The organism is Arenibacter arenosicollis (assembly GCF_014397245.1).
Taxonomy (GTDB): Bacteria; Bacteroidota; Bacteroidia; order Flavobacteriales; family Flavobacteriaceae; genus Arenibacter; species Arenibacter arenosicollis.
Window position 1 is genome coordinate 183,192 of the sequence record NZ_JACLHY010000007.1, and the last position, 23,101, is coordinate 206,292.

General features: G+C 38.8%; 17 protein-coding genes and 1 pseudogene. 10 read left to right on the plus strand and 8 right to left on the minus strand.

Annotation, left to right across the window (positions count from 1 at the left end; all coding sequences use genetic code 11):
- The first annotated feature begins 70 nt into the window (after positions 1-70).
- Genes H4O18_RS09580 through H4O18_RS09590 form a run of 3 tightly spaced genes read left to right on the plus strand, consistent with a single transcriptional unit; the run spans position 71 to position 2,394 of the window.
- Positions 71-1,390, plus strand: coding sequence for an MBL fold metallo-hydrolase (locus H4O18_RS09580; RefSeq protein ID WP_187583901.1), 1,320 nt, complete (start codon positions 71-73; stop codon positions 1,388-1,390).
- A 28-nt stretch (positions 1,391-1,418) separates the two neighbouring features.
- Positions 1,419-1,979: a YeeE/YedE family protein gene (locus H4O18_RS09585; RefSeq protein ID WP_187583904.1), complete on the plus strand. Its 561-nt coding sequence runs from the start codon at positions 1,419-1,421 to the stop codon at positions 1,977-1,979.
- Position 1,980: 1 nt separating this feature from the next.
- Complete coding sequence (locus H4O18_RS09590; protein WP_187583906.1) at positions 1,981-2,394, plus strand: DUF6691 family protein; 414 nt, start codon at positions 1,981-1,983, stop codon at positions 2,392-2,394.
- A gap of 1,017 nt (positions 2,395-3,411) precedes the next feature.
- Here H4O18_RS09590 and H4O18_RS09595 read toward each other — a convergent pair.
- The 4 genes from H4O18_RS09595 to H4O18_RS09610 form a co-directional block, all read right to left on the minus strand.
- The gene (locus H4O18_RS09595; protein ID WP_187583908.1) at positions 3,412-4,011 is read right to left on the minus strand and encodes a DUF6642 family protein; all 600 of its coding nucleotides are present in this window, start codon (positions 4,009-4,011) and stop codon (positions 3,412-3,414) included.
- Between the two features lie 351 nt (positions 4,012-4,362).
- Positions 4,363-5,181, minus strand: a complete 819-nt coding sequence (locus tag H4O18_RS09600; RefSeq protein ID WP_187583910.1) for a phosphotransferase — start codon at positions 5,179-5,181, stop codon at positions 4,363-4,365.
- Between the two features lie 10 nt (positions 5,182-5,191).
- Positions 5,192-6,175 carry a nucleoside hydrolase gene (locus H4O18_RS09605; protein WP_187583912.1) on the minus strand — a complete coding sequence of 328 codons (984 nt, stop codon included), beginning with the start codon at positions 6,173-6,175 and terminating at the stop codon, positions 5,192-5,194.
- A gap of 288 nt (positions 6,176-6,463) precedes the next feature.
- Entirely contained in the window at positions 6,464-6,961 is a 498-nt protein-coding gene (locus H4O18_RS09610; RefSeq protein ID WP_187583914.1) for a M8 family metallopeptidase, read from the minus strand.
- A gap of 509 nt (positions 6,962-7,470) precedes the next feature.
- Here H4O18_RS09610 and H4O18_RS09615 point away from each other — a divergent pair.
- The 3 genes and pseudogenes from H4O18_RS09615 (at position 7,471) to H4O18_RS09625 (ending at position 12,283) form a co-directional block, all read left to right on the plus strand.
- On the plus strand, positions 7,471-8,970 hold the full coding sequence (locus tag H4O18_RS09615) for a hypothetical protein (RefSeq protein WP_187583916.1): 1,500 nt from the start codon (positions 7,471-7,473) through the stop codon (positions 8,968-8,970).
- A 606-nt stretch (positions 8,971-9,576) separates the two neighbouring features.
- A pseudogene (locus H4O18_RS09620) lies at positions 9,577-11,600 on the plus strand (oxidoreductase).
- A 38-nt stretch (positions 11,601-11,638) separates the two neighbouring features.
- A complete protein-coding gene (locus tag H4O18_RS09625) occupies positions 11,639-12,283 on the plus strand; it encodes a thiamine phosphate synthase (protein WP_187583918.1) in 645 nt (214 codons plus the stop codon).
- 49 nt (positions 12,284-12,332) lie between these two features.
- On the opposite strand, the gene H4O18_RS09630 is transcribed toward H4O18_RS09625, so the two are convergent.
- Positions 12,333-14,537 (minus strand): hypothetical protein, encoded by a 2,205-nt coding sequence (locus H4O18_RS09630; protein WP_187583920.1) that lies wholly within the window; start codon positions 14,535-14,537, stop codon positions 12,333-12,335.
- Positions 14,538-15,092: 555 nt separating this feature from the next.
- Here H4O18_RS09630 and H4O18_RS09635 point away from each other — a divergent pair.
- The 3 genes from H4O18_RS09635 (at position 15,093) to H4O18_RS09645 (ending at position 18,329) form a co-directional block, all read left to right on the plus strand.
- Positions 15,093-15,953, plus strand: a complete 861-nt coding sequence (locus tag H4O18_RS09635) for a sigma-70 family RNA polymerase sigma factor (protein ID WP_187583922.1) — start codon at positions 15,093-15,095, stop codon at positions 15,951-15,953.
- A gap of 166 nt (positions 15,954-16,119) precedes the next feature.
- On the plus strand, positions 16,120-17,589 hold the full coding sequence (locus H4O18_RS09640; protein WP_246474159.1) for a flavin monoamine oxidase family protein: 1,470 nt from the start codon (positions 16,120-16,122) through the stop codon (positions 17,587-17,589).
- A gap of 11 nt (positions 17,590-17,600) precedes the next feature.
- The gene (locus H4O18_RS09645) at positions 17,601-18,329 is read left to right on the plus strand and encodes a c-type cytochrome (RefSeq protein WP_187583924.1); all 729 of its coding nucleotides are present in this window, start codon (positions 17,601-17,603) and stop codon (positions 18,327-18,329) included.
- A gap of 85 nt (positions 18,330-18,414) precedes the next feature.
- Here H4O18_RS09645 and H4O18_RS09650 read toward each other — a convergent pair whose 3' ends face one another.
- Complete coding sequence (locus H4O18_RS09650; RefSeq protein ID WP_187583926.1) at positions 18,415-20,442, minus strand: M13 family metallopeptidase; 2,028 nt, start codon at positions 20,440-20,442, stop codon at positions 18,415-18,417.
- Positions 20,443-20,729: 287 nt separating this feature from the next.
- Here H4O18_RS09650 and H4O18_RS09655 point away from each other — a divergent pair, with 287 nt between their 5' ends.
- Positions 20,730-20,981, plus strand: coding sequence for a hypothetical protein (locus tag H4O18_RS09655; protein WP_187583928.1), 252 nt, complete (start codon positions 20,730-20,732; stop codon positions 20,979-20,981).
- Here the strand turns inward: H4O18_RS09655 and H4O18_RS09660 are convergent.
- A complete protein-coding gene (locus H4O18_RS09660; RefSeq protein WP_187583930.1) occupies positions 20,973-22,352 on the minus strand; it encodes a transglutaminase-like domain-containing protein in 1,380 nt (459 codons plus the stop codon). The two genes, H4O18_RS09655 and H4O18_RS09660, sit on opposite strands and share 9 nt — an antisense overlap.
- A 166-nt stretch (positions 22,353-22,518) precedes the next feature.
- Positions 22,519-22,878, minus strand: coding sequence for an MDR/zinc-dependent alcohol dehydrogenase-like family protein (locus tag H4O18_RS09665; protein ID WP_246474161.1), 360 nt, complete (start codon positions 22,876-22,878; stop codon positions 22,519-22,521).
- Positions 22,879-23,101 lie beyond the last annotated feature (223 nt).

The window sequence follows — 23,101 nt, forward strand, 5'->3', positions numbered from 1 at the left end:
TCAGTTAAAGCAATTTGTTATATTCCTATAAATTCGATTGTATAATCTGGTTATTATTAAAACTTAAATTATGAAGATCAAGCAATTTGAATATGGCCCCCTATCCCATTATTCTTATGCAGTTATAAGCGATGGTGAAATGGCGATAATTGATCCGCAACGCGATCCGAAACCCTATTATAATTATGCAAAAGCTCACAAAGCCAAAATAACTATTGTACTGGAAACGCATCCGCATGCAGATTTTGTAAGCTCCCATTTACAGATACATAAAGAAACGGGTGCATCCATATATCACAGTAAAAGAATGGAACCCAATTATCCATTTACAGCATTTGATGAAGGTGATACCGTGGTTTTAGGGAATATTAAATTAAAGGTTATAAATACACCAGGTCATTCCCCGGATAGTATAACCATTGTTGCCGTTGATGGCGATGAAACGCTACTATTTACAGGAGACACACTGTTTGTGGGCGATGTGGGTAGACCTGATTTACGCGAGAATGCAGGGAAAGATGAACGCCAACAACTTGCCGAAGCCATGTATGATACCATACAACATAAATTCAACGATTTACCTGATGATGCAATGGTATACCCTGCCCATGGTGCAGGATCTTTATGCGGTAAAAGTATGGGTGATGCCCATAGTAGTACCTTGGGTGATGAACGCAAAAACAATTGGGCTTTTAAGAAACAGTCAAAAGAAAAATTTGTTGAGAAACTATTGGAAAGCCTTCCTTTTATTCCTTCCTATTTCCCTTTTAATGTAACTATTAACAAGAGGGGCGCAGCTAATTTAGAAACAGCTATTGGTTCGATTCCCTTTTCTGAAAAAAGTGCAGCTTCGGGGCTCCTAGTGGATATTAGAGATGAAAAAACCTTTAAAAAAGGACACCTAAAAGGAAGTATTAATATTCAAGCGGTTTCAGACGATGCAAAGTTCGAAACCTGGCTAGGAGCTATTGTGCGACCAAAGGAAGAGTTTACTTTGGTTATTGATGGAAAAGAGCATCTCGACAGGCTGTTAAACCGTGTTGCCAAAATAGGATACGAAAAGCAATTGACACAGGTCATTACGATCTCTCAAGAAGACCTGATAGTTTTAAAGCGGCTTAATTTGAAAGATTTTAAAAAAAATCCAAATAATTATACCATCGTTGATGTGCGTAATGCGAGCGAGGTAGAAGAAAGTAAGATTTTTGATAAAGCCCTTTCACACCCCTTGCACGAGTTGCGGTATACTGCAGATGACATTCCAACGGATAAGCCTATTGTAGTGCATTGTGCCGGCGGGTATAGAAGTGCAGCGGGTAGTAGTATTATAGCCAAATATTTAAATGCCACCGTATTTGATTTGGGAGATAATGTGAAAGATTTTAATTAATTAATTTTTATTAATAACGAAATTCATTATGAACATAATCTATGAACCTTGGCCGTGGTATGTGGGAGGACCTTTAATAGCATTAGTGATGTTTCTACTCCTGTTTGCAGGCAAAAAATTTGGTATGTCTTCGAATTTGCGTACTGTTTGTGCCGCCATGGGTGCGGGAAGAACCGCCAATTATTTTGATTTTGATTGGAAGTCTAAACGCTGGAATTTAATGGTAGTATTGGGTGCTATTATCGGAGGTTTTATAGCCTCAAATTTTATGGGTGATTCTCGTGTAGGTATTCATCCGAAAGTTGCCCAACAACTCTCCGAAGATTATCAAATTACAAGTGCAGGAGAAGGTTATATGCCACCTGAAATATTTGCAGTTGATGCGCTTGATGACCCGTTTATAATCGCTGTGTTATTAATCGGAGGAATATTAGTGGGATTTGGGGCACGATATGGCGGTGGATGTACCTCTGGACATGGTGTCTCTGGGTTGAGTAATCTACAAATACCTTCACTAATTGCGGTTATAGGTTTTTTTGTTGGTGGCATGATTATGATTCATTTATTATACCCTTTAATTTTTAGATAAGATGAGATACATCACATATTTAAGTATAGGCATTTTATTCGGAATTATTATGTTTAAATCGGAAGCCGCCTCATGGTTTCGCATTTATGAAATGTTCCATTTTGGTTCTTTCCATATGTATGGTCTTATGGGATCTGCCGTTGTTATAGGTATTATAGGCGTACAGATAATAAAACAAAAGAACATAAAAACTATCGATGGTGAAAAAATGAATTTAAAGCCCAAGGATTTAAGTGTTAGGCGTTATTTATTTGGAGGTACCATATTCGGTTTAGGTTGGGCACTTGCAGGTGTGTGCCCGGGACCTATGTATGTTCTTGCTGGAGCAGGTTACATTTCAATTTTGATTGTAATTGTGGGTGCCTTAATAGGCACTTTTCTTTATGGCCTGCTTAAAAAGAAATTGCCTCATTAACTAAACCAATCTAAAAACAGCGCGATTACAAGGAATGAATTCCTTGATTTTGTTCAAGTAATTTTTCATTGCCTCTATGGCTTTGATGTTAAGTTCTTCTCGGTTGCTGCCGTATTTTTTTTACACCCTTTGTAGTTGCAAAACTGACTTTATACGTGTTATTTGGGTCAAGGTCTACCTAAACGCTATTGAAAATATTTAAGTGATAAACAGTAACCTTCTCTAAATCAATGATCTGATGGATATATTATTAAAAAAGGTATCTTTTGCTTGCCTCTTCCCTCCTACCATTGATTTTTACAAACCCGAACACCTTGCCGGCGATAAGACGGATTTCTTTAAACCTTTTAATATTCACGACAAGATTAAATTTAATTGTGGTAATCAATAAAAATTCCCTTTCTTAATTTCACTGTTCATGTAAATGTTAAAATACCGAATACCCATTAGTGGGTATATTTTAAAGAAAAAACTTTAGACAGAAAATTCATTCCACACGCATTCCACTCCCCTAGTGCCTCGGCTACATAATAAGTCCGCATGAACGACAAAGTCGGGCAGGTGTTTACTGGGCACCTTCATATTTTATTAGATAGGACCTCGTGAACCTCCTTCGTGGGCGTCACTAACTTTGCAAAGGAAAACGTTTGGAAAGAAAAAAATCAAAGAAGATGACAACAACTTGGCCCACGCACCATCTCGGCGAAAAAATTAATCACCCACTGGGTCATCAATTTTTATCGCGTATGTAAAAGCCGTTTTACTGGAGTGTTCTTTTGCCAACACATCATCTCGCCGAAAAAAGCGATTACCCACAGGGTAATCACTTTTTGTCGCGTATAGGTTTAGCCAGTGGCAATAAGGGTTTAATAAAAGGTATTAATCCTCAGGGCAAGCCCTGAACCCAATAATGGGAATCGACCTAAGGGTCGAGGTATTGAACCTAGATCCCGCCGAAAAAAGCGGGATTAGTTCAATTTTCAGTGCGTCTTACTGACTTCTCAAAATTGAGTTTCACTAATAATACAATCTAAAATCCAGCAATTTGCAGACATTGTAATGTCTTTGGTGCAACTCTTCTACAACATCTAACATATTATCATCTTCTTTAAATAAGTTAAAGAATGCTATATCAAGATTTGAGCTGCTTATTCCATTAAATTCATTACCATAGCCAGAAACACCTTTTGCGCCAGTGATATCCAAAAAATATTGTGCTTCCTCTTCGTCTAAATCCAAGATTTTTGCATTCGAAAAATGTAAAATCTTTCCTTTTAACCTTCCTTCAAAAATTTCTGCAATTTCTTGGAAACTATAATAGTAGTCATTTAAGCATATACTATTTGCTTCACCTGTTATAACCAAGTAGATTATTTCATAGTCTTTAAAATTATGATCATCCAATACCAGGGCATTTAAGCTAGCTTCTAGTCCTTCAATAGTGTCGCACGTTTTATAAATACTTGCTATGCCATAATTCATCGCCAATTGTTCCAAGTTTTCTTGTGCCTCGGTAACCTTGTCCGTTTCTATTTCTTGAACCCCTTCCAAACAATAAATGAAATAATCTGCATCTATAAATTGCTCTTGTGGTAATTGTTGCCTTTTCTCTAACAAGTTTCTGAAATTATTTAAAGTATGTTAATCACAAAATTACTGTAACTCTTCTAGTTTTTCAGCGTTTTCATATAAAATCCCATTCCGCACACATTGCCCTCCCTCCTGCCGTCGGGTCACATAATTTATGTACCATTACCTTTTCAGAAAGTACATATAGAAGGAAAAAAAATCTGTGAAGATGGTAAAACCTTAATTGCCTTTATTCATAATCAAAGTACGGGCCATCTCTAAAAGCAACTTTTTTTCCTGAATAGATCTTTTTAAAGGCAGTTGGGCCAAACCTATTAACCTGCGCATTATCTCTATTCCGGCTACTTGAGCGAGTAGTTGTTCGTTCAGCCTTTCTGATTACCCACTTTTTATGGTTTGGAGACCATCTATATTCATCGTAATCAAAATACTATGTGCCGCCAGTACCCCAATGTCAAATTCAGCAAATCCCATAAAGCTGAATTCTGGATCAATTACGTAGATGTGGTCTCCTTTTGACATCCAACTCCCGGGATAATAATCACCATGCAAAAGCGTATTGCCTTGGGACAGGTATTGTTGTCCCACCTTTGAAATTTCTTTTTTTAATGTTTCGTCACTTCTATACCTAAGGGCGAGTTCCTGAAGTCCTTCTTGAATAGCATTCAGGGAAAAATCACTTTCCTTAAGAAAAGGCAGTACAAATATGTGTTGGTGATTAAGCAATCGCAATTCCATATTTTCAGGGTATTCCTCAGGTTTGGATTTATGTATTTGGGAAGCAATATCCAAAAGCTGATGGAGTTGGGAGGTTCCAATATTTCTTTCATCATACAGGTAAGACATATCCTTACAATCCCCCAAGTCTTCCAGTATTAATAAATGGTTGTCTGTATTATACCTTAGAATTTCAGGAATATGTGGTTCAATAGCTTTATTTGAAACTGCTTGGTAAAATTGATACTCTACATATATACGCCCAATGGGCGCCATAATCTGCGGGTATTTTTGAACAAAAGGACGGGATTGCTTTACAACAAAAGAACGCTTATTGGTACGGATTCTAAGGACAACGTTCATGTTTCCCTCACCTGGCTTTTCAACGGAGAGAATTTGTTCGTGTTTTGGATCAATAAAACCAATATTATTTAAACAAATCCCAATTTCTGCAATTGAAGTAGTAACGTCTAGGTACATACTGTATTTTTTATATTTTTTTTAAGCTTTGCCAGAAATCTGTTTTCATAATTTCTACATCTATTTCTGTATGGATGTTTATTAAGCGTTGCGTATTTTCTTTAGGCGTTAAAAAAGTTTCGGTTTTTGATAATTCGGGACGGGCCAGTGCTTCTATGATAGCTACATCCCACATAATCCAGCTACTCTTTTCCGGATCTTCTTTGGTCCACCAACGTTCATAGGTTTCCCATCGGTTTATGAGATAATCGGAGACACCTCCCCTAGTTTTTAAATTATCATCTACTTCTGCTTTTGTAAACACAAGGTGTTGGCTGGTAGTTGCTGTCATTATAGTAATATCAAGGCCTTCGGTATTTAGCAGAATCTCTACCGCTTTAGGGTCGTTTCCTGAATTGAATTCCTTTTTGTTATAAATATTCGTTTCCACATTATGCCAAAAACCGAGATAGTGTACTTTCAATTTTGGAATAATGGACGGATCCTCCAAAATGGCACTGGCAATATTGGTACAAGGCCCTAAAACAACTACATTCAATTTTTGACCGTCAGGCAATTCATGCGCCATATCAACTATAAAATGTGAAGCAGGAGAACTGGCTGGTTCCTCACTATTCTTTATGGGGACATTACTCCCCAAAGGAAGCGGAATAGTATTCTGTCCCATTAACTTAAGTATTCTTTCATTGATTCGCTGGCTTTCATAAACACTACTATCTGTTGCCAATGGTGACGTATGAAACTGCGCTGAAGTAATGCCTAGAATATTGAATTTAGGCTCTGCAACTGCTCGTACAATGGCATAAAGATCATCTACTTCATTTGCCGTATCAGCATCTATAATGAGGGGTAAACGCGTATCTTTCACCTGGGCTTCTACAGTAACATGTACAAAAAGAAATATTGGAATTATAAATTGAAGTAAAGGGAAGTGAATAGCTTTAAGAAAATTCAGGGTTTTAAATGTCCGGAGTTTATTGTTTTGCTGCTGCATTCATTCTAACTATAACGGTTCATCCTGCTTTTGGTCGTACAAATGGATAGAACATTACCTATGTAATATTGAATACATATTTTTTTTTAAAAGGTCTCGTGGGATATGTTAAAATATGGAGGGCAATTGCATAATGAATTGCCTAGCTGAGCGCTGGACAAATTCCAGTGAAGGAAATTCCAAATAAAAAAAGCCTCCAACCGGAACCAATGATCTGGTGAAAGCTCTTTTTATTAGCCTTGCCCTAAGCCTGTTAAAACGTAGGAGCAAAGCATCTGGATCTACTTATTATTTTTTAATGTTTACAAAACCAACTGGCTTCAGTAAAACTTCCATTTTTGCAATATGAAGTCCTGGATTATCGGCTGTTCCCTCGTTCCCCAAGTCGTGTATGTCTACGCCAGCTGTGCCCTTGGGCAAGTTGTACGATTCGCCAACTGAGGCGGCACCATATCCCAGATCTTTCATTGATCCTGCCGTAATCCTACTTAAAGGATTTTCACCTAAGTTTATAAATCCGGTCATCAACTCATTGTTCAGGATTTCCTCATCCCAGTGGCCTAAAGCTGTACCAGGGCCATAGTCACCCTCAATCTGCAATTCCAAGGTTCCACCTTCTCTATTCCAAAATACGTTCGCCTGTTTTCCCAAGAAATACGGGTTGCTATCAGACCCGCCTCTTAGGGTCCTGTCAAAAAATGGGGCTAAGTTCCAAAGCGTACCCACACCCAAGACATGGCCCATTACATGTACAAACACTTCCTCGAACAAATCGTATTTTTCCACAGGAAATTGGTCAACCAAAATTCACACTCCCCTATCACTTTATCTGTGCGCAGAAGAGGTTATAAATGGTAAATAAGATAGTCCGAAGAACCATGTTGGGCTGGTATTTTTCATTGTTAGTCATTGGTTTAATTAGGTATTCATGAACCTCGCATAATCAAGGTTTGCGATTGACTTCATTACCATTTGTGAAGAATTATGAAGAAACTTTCCGGAAGAAGTATTTAAAATAGCGTAGTGACAAATTGGCCAACGAACCGTCGCATTTCCTCAATGCTTAATATTTATTAGCCTTAAGGATATTCTTAAATTAATCTAAATTTAGAGTACAAGAAATATTTTGTGATAAATTAGGCAATATGGAATAAAATTCCTCGCTTTGACCACAAAACTAATTCCTCGTTCGATACCGTGTTATGACTTTTACTCGACTACCATTATTTCCGTTTCTAATGTTGCTTTTCATAGTTCTTTCATGTAATAATGATCATTCATCCAATATACCCGATATGGATACAAACATTATGGTTTCTTCAATGATTGATGGACAAATAATCGATGAGGTTGTTAAAATTAATGCGACAATTAATAGTACAGAAGGTATGGTGGAAGTTTTTATCGATTCCCAATCCATTTATTCATCTCAAAACACAAATGATATTTCACTTGATTTTAATCCTGAAAGTTATAATACAGGTTCACATGTTTTAAAAATAATATTGACTAATACTCAGGGGAAAACCAAAGCCAAGGAATTGAATTTTGAGGTCCATCGAAGACTTATATCCATCAACCTTCCAGAAAAAATGATAAATCAATACATAATCAATGCAGTAGCCTTTGCTTCTAAGATGGATGGCACTCTTATTTCGGCAAAAACATTTACAAATGATGACAACGTCGTCACCCTTAGTTCACTTGAAGAATTTGGCAGTGACGAAGAATTCATGTTAACATTTGCCACAACGGATAATGGATCTGCAACTGGAATGTCAACCCATGCAAACCTCACTAGAAACAATCCAGGAGTAATAAACTTAAAGAAGCCTTTCAGGGGCCAAGAAGGTTCAAAAAAAAACTATCCCACAAAGGGATTCACAAGTGGAGACCGTATAAGCTCTTGGAACCTTAATGTACCCTACAATTCAGATTACCGTATTGAATCTAATATTGAGGGAAATAATTTTACGGTAACCATTATCGATGACATTGATGGTGACAACCATGACCCTGAAATTTTTTATTTATACAATTATGATTTTGGGAATTACCAAAACATAATACTTTATCCTCCCCTCCCTGAAAACTTTGTTTTGGATAAGACGAGTTTTACATCTGATGACGTCGAAACCCATAGCATCTTTTTCAATTCCTCACATAGTCCTGATTTAGACTCAGCTTCACTGTTAATGTACGGTTATTGGACCGCTAACGATTATGCCATTAATAATTTTCAGCTAATTGATCGCAGAAGCCAATACCTTGTACCCGGCAACCCTCTAAACTATCATTTAAACACTAATTTCTATGCCTTCCGGTATAGCCTCCAATATCAAAATTATTATGCCTCAGGCATAGGCATACCAGAATCCAGCCTGTCAGTCCCTGATAATACATTGGATTTTACTTTTTCTAATAACAAGATAAATTTTGACATTACTGGAACAGATCACATTATAGGACGTATTCGGCTAAATGATGGTGGCAACTACCCCATTTACGTTTGGGATGTTACGTTTAACAGTAAAACTTCTAGCAGTCTTGTTTTACCTGAATTACCGATTGAAATGGATAAATCAAATTTATTGCGACTTTATAAGGACAACTTAATGCAAGTAACATCAACCGAACTAGTTTCTTACCGTGATATTGAGGATTATGATGAATACTTGCAAAAAGTAATCAAAAACCACATAGATCCCCTTAAAGTTTCAGGTGGCCAGGAATTGATTTTCAAGGCGAATGTACCTTTTCACGATGGTCCAATAAAAGATTTTCCTTTCCGATAAATTTACTCACAAAAGACAAATAATGCGAATTGAACCCTTTCTTGATTTCAGGAATACTTTTTTAAATTGGGAAGTCAGACCTTTGGATTGATGCATTCTTTTAGAGAATACATGGCATTTATTCGAGCAACCAAAAAAAAACCGTTTCATACATCTGCTGGCCAACAGGAATTTACTTATCGCATATTGGTTGGCCCTCTATTACACTTTTGAATCTCTTTCGGGGATTAATTTTTAACTATTTATACTATAATAAGGATTATATGCACCTTACAAACAAATTCGGTGCCCCTCCCCTCCTACTATCGTTCAGTTTATATGCAACTGAGGCATTAACCACTTTTGATATACCGATAATAAAACGCCAACAACAGTTACACACCACTCGACATTCAAAAAAAACCGTATCTTGTCATTTATTATGCGTGCATAGTAAAATTATGGCTAAATTACCAGTGCAGCGCAGGAAATATTTAAAGAATCGATCCAAGTGTCGAAGTGTTAAACCACATACCCAGCTGAAAAAGCGGGGTTAAATCGACCATCACATTTCAATGCGCCTATGGCTTTGGAAAAAAGGGTCTCACGAAAAAAACATTAAGCAATATGACCAAATATAAACATATTTTCGAACCGCTGGATTTAGGATTTACATCCCTCAAAAACCGAATTATAATGGGCTCCATGCATACAGGTTTGGAAGAGGAAAAAAATGGCTTTGAAAAAATAGCCGCCTATTATGCAGAACGTGCAAAAGGTGGTGTTGGTTTAATTGTTTCCGGTGGCATTGCCCCTAACGTTCAAGGCTGGACAGGGCCTTTTTCGGCACGAATGAGCACAAAAAAACACGCAAAACATCATAAAGTAATTACAGATGCAGTGCATAAAGAAGGTGGTAAAATATGTATGCAAATTCTACATGCAGGGCGTTATGGGTATCATCCTTTCGCAGTTGCCCCGTCTGCCATAAAATCACCTATTAGTCCCTTTAAACCTTTTAAACTAAAACCATCGGGTATTAAACGCACCATTCGCGACTTTGTAAACTCGGCCAAACTATCCAAATTAGCTGGTTATGACGGGGTAGAAATTATGGGGTCCGAAGGGTATCTAATCAATTTATTGTAGAAAGAACAAATAAGCGTAAAGATGATTACGGTGGAAGCTATGAAAACCGGATGCGTTTACCTATAGAACTGGTAAAACAAACCCGCGAAGCCGTTGGAAAAGAGTTTATTATCATCTATCGTTTATCCATGTTGGATCTGGTGGAAAAAGGAAGTACCTGGCAAGAAGTCGTGGACTTGGGCAAAGAGATCGAAAAAGCAGGTGCCACCATTATAAATACAGGCATTGGTTGGCATGAAGCACGAATACCCACCATTGCAACCTCGGTACCTAGGGCAGCCTTTACCTGGGTTACCAAGAAAATGAAAGAAGAACTTTCCATTCCGCTGGTTACTTCCAACAGAATAAATATGCCGGAAACAGCTGAAAAGGTATTGGCTGAAGGTCATGCAGACTTGATCTCCATGGCACGCCCATTTTTAGCGGATCCGGAATGGGTAAATAAAGCTAAAGCCAATAAAGCGGACGAGATAAATACCTGTATTGGTTGTAATCAAGCCTGTTTGGATCACGTTTTTAAACGAAAAGTTGCAAGTTGCTTGGTGAATCCAAGGGCATGTCATGAAACGGAACTAAATTATCATCCAACGGAAAAAAAGAAAAAAATTGCTGTAATAGGTGCCGGTCCTGCAGGTTTGGCTGCGGCAACCGTAGCAGCACAACGGGGACATGAGGTTACCCTTTTTGATGCCGATAGGGAAATAGGAGGACAATTCAACATGGCGAAGCAAATTCCCGGCAAGGAAGAATTTTATGAAACCATTCGGTATTTTAATACCCAATTGGCATTACATAAGGTTACTGTAAAGTTAAATACGCGGGTAGATGCGGAATATTTAAAAAATGGCAGTTTTGATGAGGTAATAGTAGCTACAGGTATAAAACCAAGAACCCCGAAAATTGAAGGTATTGATCATCCCAAAGTCTTGAATTATATTGATGTATTAAAGTTGAAAAAGCCGGTTGGCAAACGTGTCGCCGTTATAGGCGGAGGAGGAATCGGTTTTGATGTCTCAGAATATTTAGCACACGAAGGGGAAAGCACCTCATTAAATATTGACGCTTGGTTAAAGGAATGGGGAATAGATAAAACAATGAAGGCCAGGAGTGGAACTGAAGGTGTCAAGGCAGAAGTCCCTCCCTCACCAAGAGAAATTTTTATGTTCAAGCGTAGTAAGGGTAAGTTTGGTGGCAACTTAGGCAAAACCACGGGTTGGATTCATCGTACTACCTTGAAAAATAAAAAAGTACAGTTTATCAACCAGGTGCAATACACCAAAATTGATGATGATGGCTTGCATTATGTTCATAAGGAAGCACAAAAAGTATTGTCAGTAGATAACGTTATCATTTGTGCTGGCCAAGTACCATTTGCAGCATTGGTAGCCCCATTGGAAGCACAAGGTATAAAAGTACATGTAGTGGGAGGTGCAGATGTAGCTGTTGAATTGGATGCCAAACGTGCCATAAATCAGGCCAGTAGATTGGCTGCTACAATTTAATAGTGAAAAATGTATATTCGATTACAAAAAACCAAGGCATGATCATACCTAAACTACATTATATCTCTCAGGGAAATTCACCAAAAGCACATTTGGAAAACATACAAAAAGCGTGTACTTCTGGTATAGAATTAGTGCAACTAGGGTTGAAAGATGTTACAGATAAAAAAATGCTAAAGTTAGCCCAAGAGGCAAGAGAGATTACGGCTCATTTTCAAACCAGATTAATTATTAACGACCATTATAAAATAGCAAAAGATGTTAAAGCAGATGGTGTTTATTTAGAACGAAAAGACCCTACGCCTACCGTGGCCAGAAATCAGTTGTACACTTGGCAAATGATAGGTAGTGCCGCAAATACCTTGCAGGATTGCGAAACATTAATAGCCAAAGAAGTGGATTATATTTGTTTAGGTCCCTTTAGATCAGTAGCGACCGAAAACAATTTAAGTCCGGTTTTAGGCCTAAACGGTTATACTGCAATTACAGATATCTTAAAAACCGATACTCCTATTATTGGAGTTGGAGGTATAACCCTGGCAGATGTTACCGCCATAATGAAGACGGGTATAGCTGGCCTTGCTGTCTCTGATGAGATTACCCGAAATTTTGATAGCATAAGAATATTTAACCAATTGTTAAACGCCTCTTCAACAGAAGAGCAGCGCTATACTTTTAAATAATAAAAGGGGAAGCCACGTGGCTTCCCCTTTTTAATGTCGCAATATAACCTTATTCAGCCTGTGGTGCACTTATGGCATCAACATATCTACCTGCCCAATATGGCAACAAATAGATATAGGGGGCGTATTCCCGTTTTCCATCGCTTCCGCCATTATTTCGGTATGCTCCATTGTGCAAATGAAGCGTCCTCTCGTCACCCGGTAACACCTCGGTATAGGTCTGGCTTCGGAAATTAGGTTCTATTTTAGTCAAGTCTTTACGGTGCTCATTATCAATTTTCCAATCGATAAGATCCATTGGAAACTCCTGCAACCACCAGGCGGATTCTTCACTATCTATATTTTTTCCACCAGAAAGTGCAAAAAGATAATTCCATAGAGGATTTTTTTCAGAGCGTTCTACTTCCCAATGGCTTTTTACCGCATTAAAATGGGCTTCTTTTTGTTCTTCGGAGAAGGAATAATTAACAAATCCGGGAATGGTCAAGAAATACATTTCATCATCTGAATGGTTCCATTTATCGCTTAAATCCTCTCCATCCACATAACCAATAACCGAGGCCGGTCTGTTGGCATTCTCATCATAGCCATATTTTTTTATCAGCTTTTCCGCCCCCTTTTTGTATTTTTTGTCCTTGGTAAAATGATAGGCCGTTTGAAGGAAAGACAGAATAAGCGTAGAATTCAGTCGACGATCCCCTACATTGATAGGAAAGCTATTTACATATTCTGGATTCCATTTTCCCCAAGCGGTCGGCTTTCCATTCCAATCCATTAAGTACCAATCGTTATCCATAATATGGTCCATCTCAATTTTTATTTGATGTATGGCTCTATCTCTCCACGCTTTATCGGGTGCCAATTCAGCAAAAAGTGCATACACGAAAAAATGTCCGCAAGATTCATCGCTGCTTGTTGTGGACTTCCAACGCCAAAGTTCATCATCTGACAACTGCCAAATCCTTCCATTTTCTTTTTCCCATTTCTCTCTCCACTCCTCAGAAAACCCGTTGGCATGCAACCCTACTTCATAACCATCCCTCTCAAAAGACCTAGCCGGAAACCCCTTTAAATTGGGAAGTGCAGTCAATCTTTCCATGGCTTCAAAGGCTTCGTAGGCGTTTTGCTTGGCGTCTTCGGACTTAGTTACCGCATACCTAAACAACTCCCCTGCCAAGTACATCGAAGTCCAAAGTCCATCATTATCCGTATCATGAAAGTAGCCCGTAGAAAGGTCTCCCGGGGTTCTCATGGCCAGATCGGAAGTAAAACCGTAGCGAATATGTCGCAACCGCTGAATTTCTTGAAAATAGTCCGCCTTTTGCGCCAGTGTCATGGGTACAAAGTCAATTTTACTCATTCCCTTTTGGGTCAGGACCAGAACACTTCCGTCAGGACCATCTGCCAGGTCGATCACATGATCGTCTACCAGCCATCGCTTTGAAGCGTAATAATCATATTTGCCATCTTCACGGAGTTTAAAGGCTCCTTTGGTAGACCCAAACCATAGGTTACCGCGAATGTTCTTAACACTGGTAATTTCTGTCCAAGGTAGTTTTTGGTCTAATTTATTTAAGGTAAATGATCTGCTGTCCAAAATATGTATCCCGTTGGTAGTCCCCACAACAATGGTGTCTTCATACAAACTGAATGCCGTTAAATTATTGGCCTCATATACCTTTTTTGCTGTTTTTAATTCACTATCCACTTGGTACAGTCCCTCTGCCGTCAAAACAAAAAATTGATTGGAATTAGGGTCATGCTGTATGGATATCGGATTTAAGATATTGATGGAAGACCTCCAAACTTCTTGGTTGTTCTTAAAAATAACAAAATCGCCTTCTCCTGCTATCATGGTAAAAAAATCAGGACCTATGCCCATAGCCCTAGGAGCGTTTATCTTATGGTTGATGTATAACTTGCCAGCCCAAGCATTGCTTAAAACCGCCTTGTTGGTCAAGTAAACAAATTGACCTTGGTACTCGGTCATTGCAACAATGTTCATATCGATCAAGGGCCTATATTGTACATCTTGTCGCATTCTTTTTTCGTGTGGGAGCAATAGCCCTTGGTTGGAAAGCACTTTAATGGCTTTATTTCGATCACTCGCTATTTGAAGTAAATCCACATTCCCTACCCCCTCTTCCAAAGAAAACTTTTCAGCGCTATCTTGAAGAAACGGCTGATCGGCGACCGTTTGCGCCTTAATGGCGAATCCTACTAGTAAACAAAAACCTAAGAATAATTTTTTCATATCATGCATCAATTATAGAATCGATAAAAATAAATGTAAGTAAGCTAGGAGGTATCACTATTCTTGATGAATACCTATAGTATTTTAACCTATGCGATTTTTAACATTTAGAAAAGTTAGGATGAAAACAGTCGGTGCATCAGGTTTCTCTCAATAAAAGAAACAAAGCTACCCATCCAACTATATAGGTATACTGCCAATTATGTGTATTTATATTGAAAAACCACTTCCAACAATAATGCTTTTGTTGATTATGATCTTGTCTTGAACTTTAAAGACCTATCAGAAAAATAGGCTAATATTCTATGTGTTTAAATTGAAAATGAAGAAGGTAATTGAGGCAGTGCGACGAGTTGAAAATAATTACTTTGGGCGTTCCCCTAAACAATTCGGCGAAAAAATGTTTCAAGGACTATTTAAAATTATACCTTTTTAAGAAAAATCACGTTTAAAAGTGTAATTGTTTAAATAAAAACTAATAAAATTACAGTTTTATTAGGAATTCTGCAAAATAATCGTATATTATTACAAAGAATTATTAATTAAAACAAATATATGAGGCAACTTAAGATCACTAAACAAATTACCAACAGAGACACTAAATCTTTAGAAAAGTACTTTCAAGAAATATCAAAAATTGATTTGATTAGCGCAGATGAGGAGGTGGAACTGGCCAGAAGAATACGTAAAGGAGATCAGGTTGCCCTTAATAAATTAGTAAATGCCAACTTACGTTTTGTGGTATCCGCCGCGAAACAATATCAAGGCAACGGTTTACGACTTTCCGATCTGATCAACGAAGGAAATATAGGATTGGTGAAAGCAGCAAAACGCTTTGACGAAACCCGAGGTTTTAAATTTATCTCCTATGCAGTTTGGTGGGTTCGCCAATCTATATTGCAGGCGATGTCCGAGCAGTCCCGTATGGTGCGATTGCCCTTGAACAAAATTGGTGAAATCAGCAAAATAAATAGGGTTTACTCTTCTTTGGAACAGACCTATCAGCGGCCTCCTAGTGCGGTAGAAATAGCTAGAGAACTTGATATGGGTCCCGAGCAAGTTAAACTTGCCATTAAAAATTCCGGAAAACATTTGTCCATGGACGCGCCTTTTGAAGAAGGAGAATCTTCCAATTTATACAATGTAATAAAATCGAAGGAATCTACCAGTCCAGATGCCAAAATGATGAAAGACTCCCTTAGGATGGATATTGAACAGGTGTTAAAAACACTTCCAAATAGAGAAAGTGAAATTATACGTCTCTATTATGGTATTGGACAACGAACCCCAATAAGCTTAAGCGAAATAGGAGAACTCTTTGAAGTAACCAGAGAGCGTGTAAGACAAATTAGAGAAAAAGCAATCCGGATTCTACAAAACAAATCACGTAACAAAATATTAAAAGCTTATTTGTAAGAATTTATAGACGATATATTGAGTAATAAGGCCGACTTCCCAAAAGTCGGCCTTTACTTGTTCCAGCCACACGTATTTATTCAGGAGGATTACATATGACGGCTTTAAAAAAGTTCGTATATTCATTACTAACAACATATCCCTTCCAAGTTCTAATACACAATTTATGAGCCATCTAAAAAGAAGAACTTTTATGAAAAATGTGGTCACCGCAGGAGTTGGGGCCTCTATTCTACCTATCAATTCATTAAACGCCAATAAGGTGCAGGAGGAGCTCGCCTCCGAATGGACCAAACCTTCGGCAGCGTCAAAAAAAATAATTATCGGGGGAGCAGGAATTGGGGGCCTATGCTGTGCCTATGAACTGATGAAAAAGGGTCATGAGGTTGTGGTTTTGGAAGCATCAGGTAGACATGGTGGACATGTGTATACCACGCGCGATGAGTTGTCCGATGGGCTTTATGGAGATTTTGGTCAGGAACATATTGTTAAACCCGGTTATGAAAGATATTGGAAATACCTCGAAGAATTCAACATTACGGCACTTCCCTACCCTAGGAGAAAAAATTTAAAACGACGGATCAATGGAAAGTTCTACACGGAACAAATGCTCCAAGACCCTGCGGTATTGAAAGATTTTGGATTTAATAAAAAAGAAATAAACCATTTATCTACCCATCCTTGGTCCGATCTAAAATCGCTTTATACCAAGCCATACTTGGATGTCTTCAAAGATGAATACCAACCCTTCAATGTTGGGTATGATGCATTGGACAATGTACCCATGTCTGATATTTATAAAAAAGAAGGTGCTTCCCCAGCGGCCTTGGGCTTTTTGGGGGGAAATAACTCTTCCGCACTTTATGAATTGTGGTATGCCGCCATCTTAAAAATGAGGGGTGTGGCTACCTACCCCACCGAAGTTTTTAGATTAAAAGGAGGGAACCAAATGTTACCGAATGCATTTGCCAAAAGATTGGGTTCCAGAGTTTGGCTTAATTGTCCCATTACTGCCATAACCAACGGGGAAACAGGGGTAACCGTTACCTATGAAAGGCAAAAAGAGGTGAAAGAAATTACCGGTGATTATTTTGTGAATTGCATTCCACTTCCTACCCTTAAAAATATCCCCATACAGCCTGTATTACCTGATAAAAAACAATATATCAACGAAAATATCACCTATGATTCTTACCAACGATTTGTATTTCAGGCGAGCTCCAAGTTTTGGGAAGATGATGGCTTTAAGGATATTAACATGAGTCTGGACCATCCAGATCTCTGGGAAGTATGGCAATCCGCAGAAGAAGTTGATACCCATCGTGTGATCGTACTAGGGACAGGACCAGGAGGGGTTTCACCGCAGCGAGTACTGGCAGCCTTTCGCGAAGTCTATCCTGGAAAGGGAGATACGATCGAATTGGCTGTGGGCCGGGATTGGACCAAACAAAAATATTCGCCCAATTGTGAAAGAACCGCCTTTCCAATTGGAGCACTCAGTAAATTTTGGCCCCATATCATAGAACCTGAAGGCCGCATCCATTTTGCAGGTGCTTATGCAGATAACCTTAATTGGGGAACAGAAGCCGCTACTAGGTCCGCTAACCGTGTTGCAGAAACCATAGACAAGCTCTAATCCCTGATAGGATGAGACAAAATGTAATTAGTGGCGTTATCGTTTGTATTTGTTTCTATTTTCTCTTGGGTTTTTCATCATTTCAAAATCAAGAAAATAACCCACCAGAAATTAGAATAATAGTACCTTTTGCCAACAGTGCATTTAGATGGAACTCCATTTTACAGTATGAAATTCAGGTTTTGGATGTTGAGGATGGCAATTCTGAATACGATGAAATTAGCCCGAACGAAGTGCTTTTAGTAGTAAAGCATTTGCAGGATTCATCCGAGGTTAAACCCTATTTACAGCGTGAGGCCAATACCAATTATAAGCCGTTGGTCCAGATGGGTAATTCAACCTGCTTCAATTGCCACAAAGCCAAAGGAACATTAATAGGTCCATCGTTTGAACGTATTGCTGCCAAATACAATAATGACCAAAATGTTATAAATTCCCTAGCTGAAAAAATAATCTCTGGGAGCACTTCTGTTTGGGGTGATGAGAAAATGCCCCCCCATCCAGACTTGAAGGTTGGGCAGGTCCAAGAAATGGTCCGTTGGATTTTGGCCAATAATTTAGATTCAAATAAAGATTATTTAACGGGAATTAAAGGTACTATCAAAACAAAGGAAAAAGCAGTGTCCGCTTCCGAAAAAGGTGCCATTGTTTTAACAGCAAGGTATAGTGATCATGGTTCAAATGATCAAAGGCACAACAGTAAACAAGCCGAAAATACACTTATATTAAAAAGCAACTGACTATTGTTGGAACAAAGCGAATGCTCCAGCTGGCCATCCCTTTAAATAATCCACGGTATAATTTTATTAGCGGACAATTTAACCCTTACCAAATCTTGATTCTTTCAGATTCAGGTTTGAAATTGTTTTCTCCGTTTTTAACTTCAAAGGCCTCATAAAAGGGAGTGAAATTCATTAAGGGCCCATTTACACGCCACATGGGCGGCGAATGTGGGTCGGTAGCCACATAATTTCGTAAAAATTCATCCCGCATTTTAACACGCCAAATACGTGCAATAGATAAAAAGAAACGTTGGTCCGGAGTAAAGCCGCCAATTTTTGTAGTGTCCTGTCCTTGTTCTGTCAACTTAAAGGCATCATAGGCAATGGCAATACCACCGTTATCCGCCGTGTTTTCACCCACCGTTAAGGCTCCTTTGAGGTGCACACTGTCCAATACGGTAAAATCACTATACTGGTCAATAATTTGTTGTGTTTTTGCCTTAAATTTTGTGTAATCGTCTTCCGTCCACCAATTGGATACATTTCCATTTTTGTCGTACTGTGCACCTTGATCGTCAAAAGCATGCGTAAACTCATGACCGATCACCATCCCAATTCCACCATAATTAACGGCATCGTCGGCATACAGATCAAAATAGGGCGACTGTAATATACCTGCCGGAAATACAATTTCGTTCAAAGAGGGGTTATAATAGGCCGTAACTGTAGACGGAGTGGTATGCCACTGGTCCCTATTGGGCGCTTTGTTTAGGTCCGCCAATTCATACTGGTATTCGTCTTGCCGTAAAGCAACTACATTTTCAAAAAACTTCTCTCTATCTATTTCCACATCGTAGGTTCTCCATACATCCGGATATCCTATTTTCTTGTTTATGGCGTAGAGTTTGTCCTTGGCCTTTAGCTTGGTGCTATCGCTCATCCAATCCAGCTGCTCAATTCTTTTTTCCAGGGTTTTCTGAAAATTATTGACCAGATCCAATGCCCGTTTTTTGGCATCTTCATTAAAGTATCGCTTTACATACAATTGCCCAAGCGCGAAACCTATTTGCTGGTCCACATTACGTGTCATCTGTAGTTTTCGCGGTTGTTGTTGGGTCTGACCGGATAATACTTTAGAATATTCAAAGGCTGCATCTTGAAAAGGGGTACTTAAAATATTGTCATGCGAGCCTATAGAATTAGCTTTTAAAAATACCTTCCAATCCTTCAACGGAATAGAAGTCAACATGGAGTTTAGGGTTTCATAATATGCCGGCTGACCAACGTCTACTGAATCCACTTCGGCACCTAAATTTTTCAACATAGTTTTCCAGCCAATATTACTTTGGGTCTTGTCTAAACCAGAAACGGATAATTTATGGTAGTTCTCTTTTACAACTCTTCTTTCCAAACGGGTTTTATGGGATTCTGCCAATTGTTTTTCAATGGCATATACGGTATTTGCCTGCTGTTTGGCAGAGGCCACCCCTACCAATTCAAACACAGTGGCAAGGTAGGTCTTATAGGCTTCTTGAATCTTTTTAACCGAAGGATCTTCTCCAAAATAATAATCACGGTCGGGTAAGCCCAAACCTGTTTGCGTGAAATGCAAAATATTGATACTGCTGTTTTTTTGATCAGGAGAAATGTAGGGGGCAATCATAGAATAGTCGCCCGATTTTATTTGCTCTGCAACAAACACCATCATCATCGGAATATTGGCTATGGCATCTATCCTTTTTAAAATGGGCAATATAGGAGTTACACCCCTTAGATCTATACCAATAGTATCCATTCCGGAAGCGTAAAAATCGCCAACTTGTTGTTCAATGCTACCTTTGGCATGATTCCCACTGGATACTTCATCGAGGATGTTTTGCAATAATTCTTGCTGCGGAATATTTAAAAAACGGTAAGACCCTACTCCTACTTGGTCTTCAGCAATAACAGCTTCATCATACCAAGTTTTATTAACGTGGTCGAAGAAATTATCTCCCGGTTTTATCCCTTCTGAAATACCTTCAAAAACTACGGTTTTATCTTCGGATTGAAGTTCATTTTTATTGGAAGGCTCATTTTTACAGGAAATAATCAGGAAAGCTAGAAGTGGAAAGAAGACCAATTTATTCATTTGTGGACGATATGTTTTCTCAAATATAAGCATTATTTATAGTTGGGATTATACTGGACATTGAGGGTTGATCAGCATGCTGATTAAAGCTATACTACCCTACTCCCCCGATGGCTGGTGGAAAAGAATAGCATAAATATTATTATTCCAGAATAGGGAACAATGGTCAAGAGTCAGGATAAACTTAGGGTAATTGACGGGGTTAGGGCAAAATTGGTTATCTTTAATGTAATCAAGTGTTTAGCACACCCTGACCTTGATTATTTATTAATAAAACAATAGATATTATGAGCCGATTAAAAGAACTTAAATATTTTACTTTGGTAATGCTCCTATTTGGCTTTCTTACGGCCGGAACATTGAACTCCTGTAGGGAGCAAAAAAAGGAGGAAAAGACAGAACAGCATGGAGAGGATATGATGGAAGAAGGTGAAGTTCATGAAGAACATCCTACAAATGACGCTGACGAACATCCCAAAAAAGAGGAAGAAGAACATCCAAAAAGCGAGGAACATCCTAAGGATTCCGTATCAGAATAGACTTACCATATCTTTTGAGGTTTCTTTCCCAACATTCCTATTAAACCAAAAAAACGTTTTTGGGAAGGCTGGATTTTTTCCTATTTCCATTACCGGATAGGCCAAAAAGTTGATCGGTCCTGAAAGTGGACCAGGTTCTACTTTAAGATCCCGCCCTCGACTAAATTCGATTCGATTTGCCGGATGACGGCCAAAATAGTAGGTAGCAAGAGCCGTGTATTTATTGGCTTCACTAATATCTACAGGCCACCATTTACCCTCTGCATAAAATTCTGCCCAGCAGTGATAACCATCAATACCACCTTCGTCCCGGTCTGATGGGATGGACGCCCCAACGGCAAATCTGGATGGTATTCCCGCAGATCTGGCCAGGGATATGAACAAAGAATGGAACTCAGTGCAGTTGCCACTAAGTGCATCACAGGCGTAAACCGCATCACCCGTGCCGTATTTCCCCGCTTTAATGTAGCGCATATTATCTATTACATAGTCGTACAAGGCCCTTGCCTCCATAATACTTCCTTCGCTACTTTTTTGTGCAATAACGGAATCTGCCAGGATTTTAAATCGGTCTCCTACAGGCATCAGTAAATTGGCATTAAGATATCTTGTTGGTGAAGCTTCTTCTTCATAGGGCTTTTTCTCCTGCCTTACTACATCGTAAACCAGTTCCATTTTCCTTCCACTATGTTCAGGGAAAAGTTCCATGTACAAGATGGAATTTCCGTATTGTTTTTCTTCAAGTATCCGATGTTCCGCGGGAGCTTCGATAGTCCGTAACACAACCGTTTGAAAGCGATCGCTCTGCGGAACGGGAATCCAAATTCTTGCCGATTCCTTCATTTCAGGTAGTGTAACCTCATAATGAAATTCAAATTTGTCCTCCCCTTCCAAGACACCAAGCAAATCTGAGGTTGCGTTTAGAACAGGCATTCTATACCACGTCTTGTCCTTACGTTGTTTCCATGTATAAAAGGGTTTACCATTAAGCTTGTGCAAGGTGGTTTCGGTTACGGACATACTGCCAGGATCTCCGTCCAAGAAAAAATCCACGTCATATACATCACCGCTTATATCGGCCAGATCAACACATGCAAAATGCCGTTGAGGCCCTAAATTGGATAGGTATTCGGTATGCACCCGAACCAATTGCAGGCGTAGTTCTTTTCCATCCGCAGACATATTAAAATATCCGCCCCCCTCTTCTACCTTCTTGGCGATATTGGCCTTAATGCCCGCCTCAATATCGGCCGTAACTACCTTGGGTATGTTCTTAACTGCGAGCGTTTCTTCCTTTTTTTGCTTTGTCCCTGGATTGCATGCCATCATCGCGGAAAGTACAAATGCAAAGATAATCCGAGAGTCTTTCATACGGGATAGGTTTAAGGTTTCTATGAATTTACGATAATTCCTTGGTTCATCCAATAGAGCTGCCGGACCAATTATTTATAAAGTGGATACGCCATAAATATAAATAAGTGTGTAATGGCTATGTAGCTATAACTGAATTTGAAAAGTATTTCAATTGTTGTCGAACTTAGCCTTTAAGTGATTTCATATCAATTACAAACCGATAGTGTACATCACTCTTTAGCATACGTTCATAAGCTTTATTAATATCTTGATTTTTAATGACCTCTATATCCGAAGTAATATTGTGCTTTCCACAGAAATCCAGTAATTCTTGTGTTTCTGCAATTCCACCAATTAATGCTCCCGCAACCGATCTGCCACCACTGATCATAGGGACAGTCACCAACATTGGGTCCAAAGGTCCCAAATAACCAACAACAACCAAAGTGCCATTAGTAGCTAAGGTCCCGTTGTATGGATTTAAATCATGTGCGTAGGAAACAGTATGGATTATAACATCAAAATGTCCCATAACGCTTGCCATCTGCTCTTCATCAGTGGAAATTATAACCTGATCCTTTCCTGGAGCCTATCAAATAAAAAAAAACCATCGATTACGATGGTTTTTTATAAGTATAATATGTCTAGTCCTGAAATAGCGTTACACAAAAAGAAAGTGTAATGAACAAATCAGAACAGATGTACATCAAGCGTACCCAAAAGGACTACTCAATGTCGTTCAAACTTAAAGTGGTCAACGAAATAGA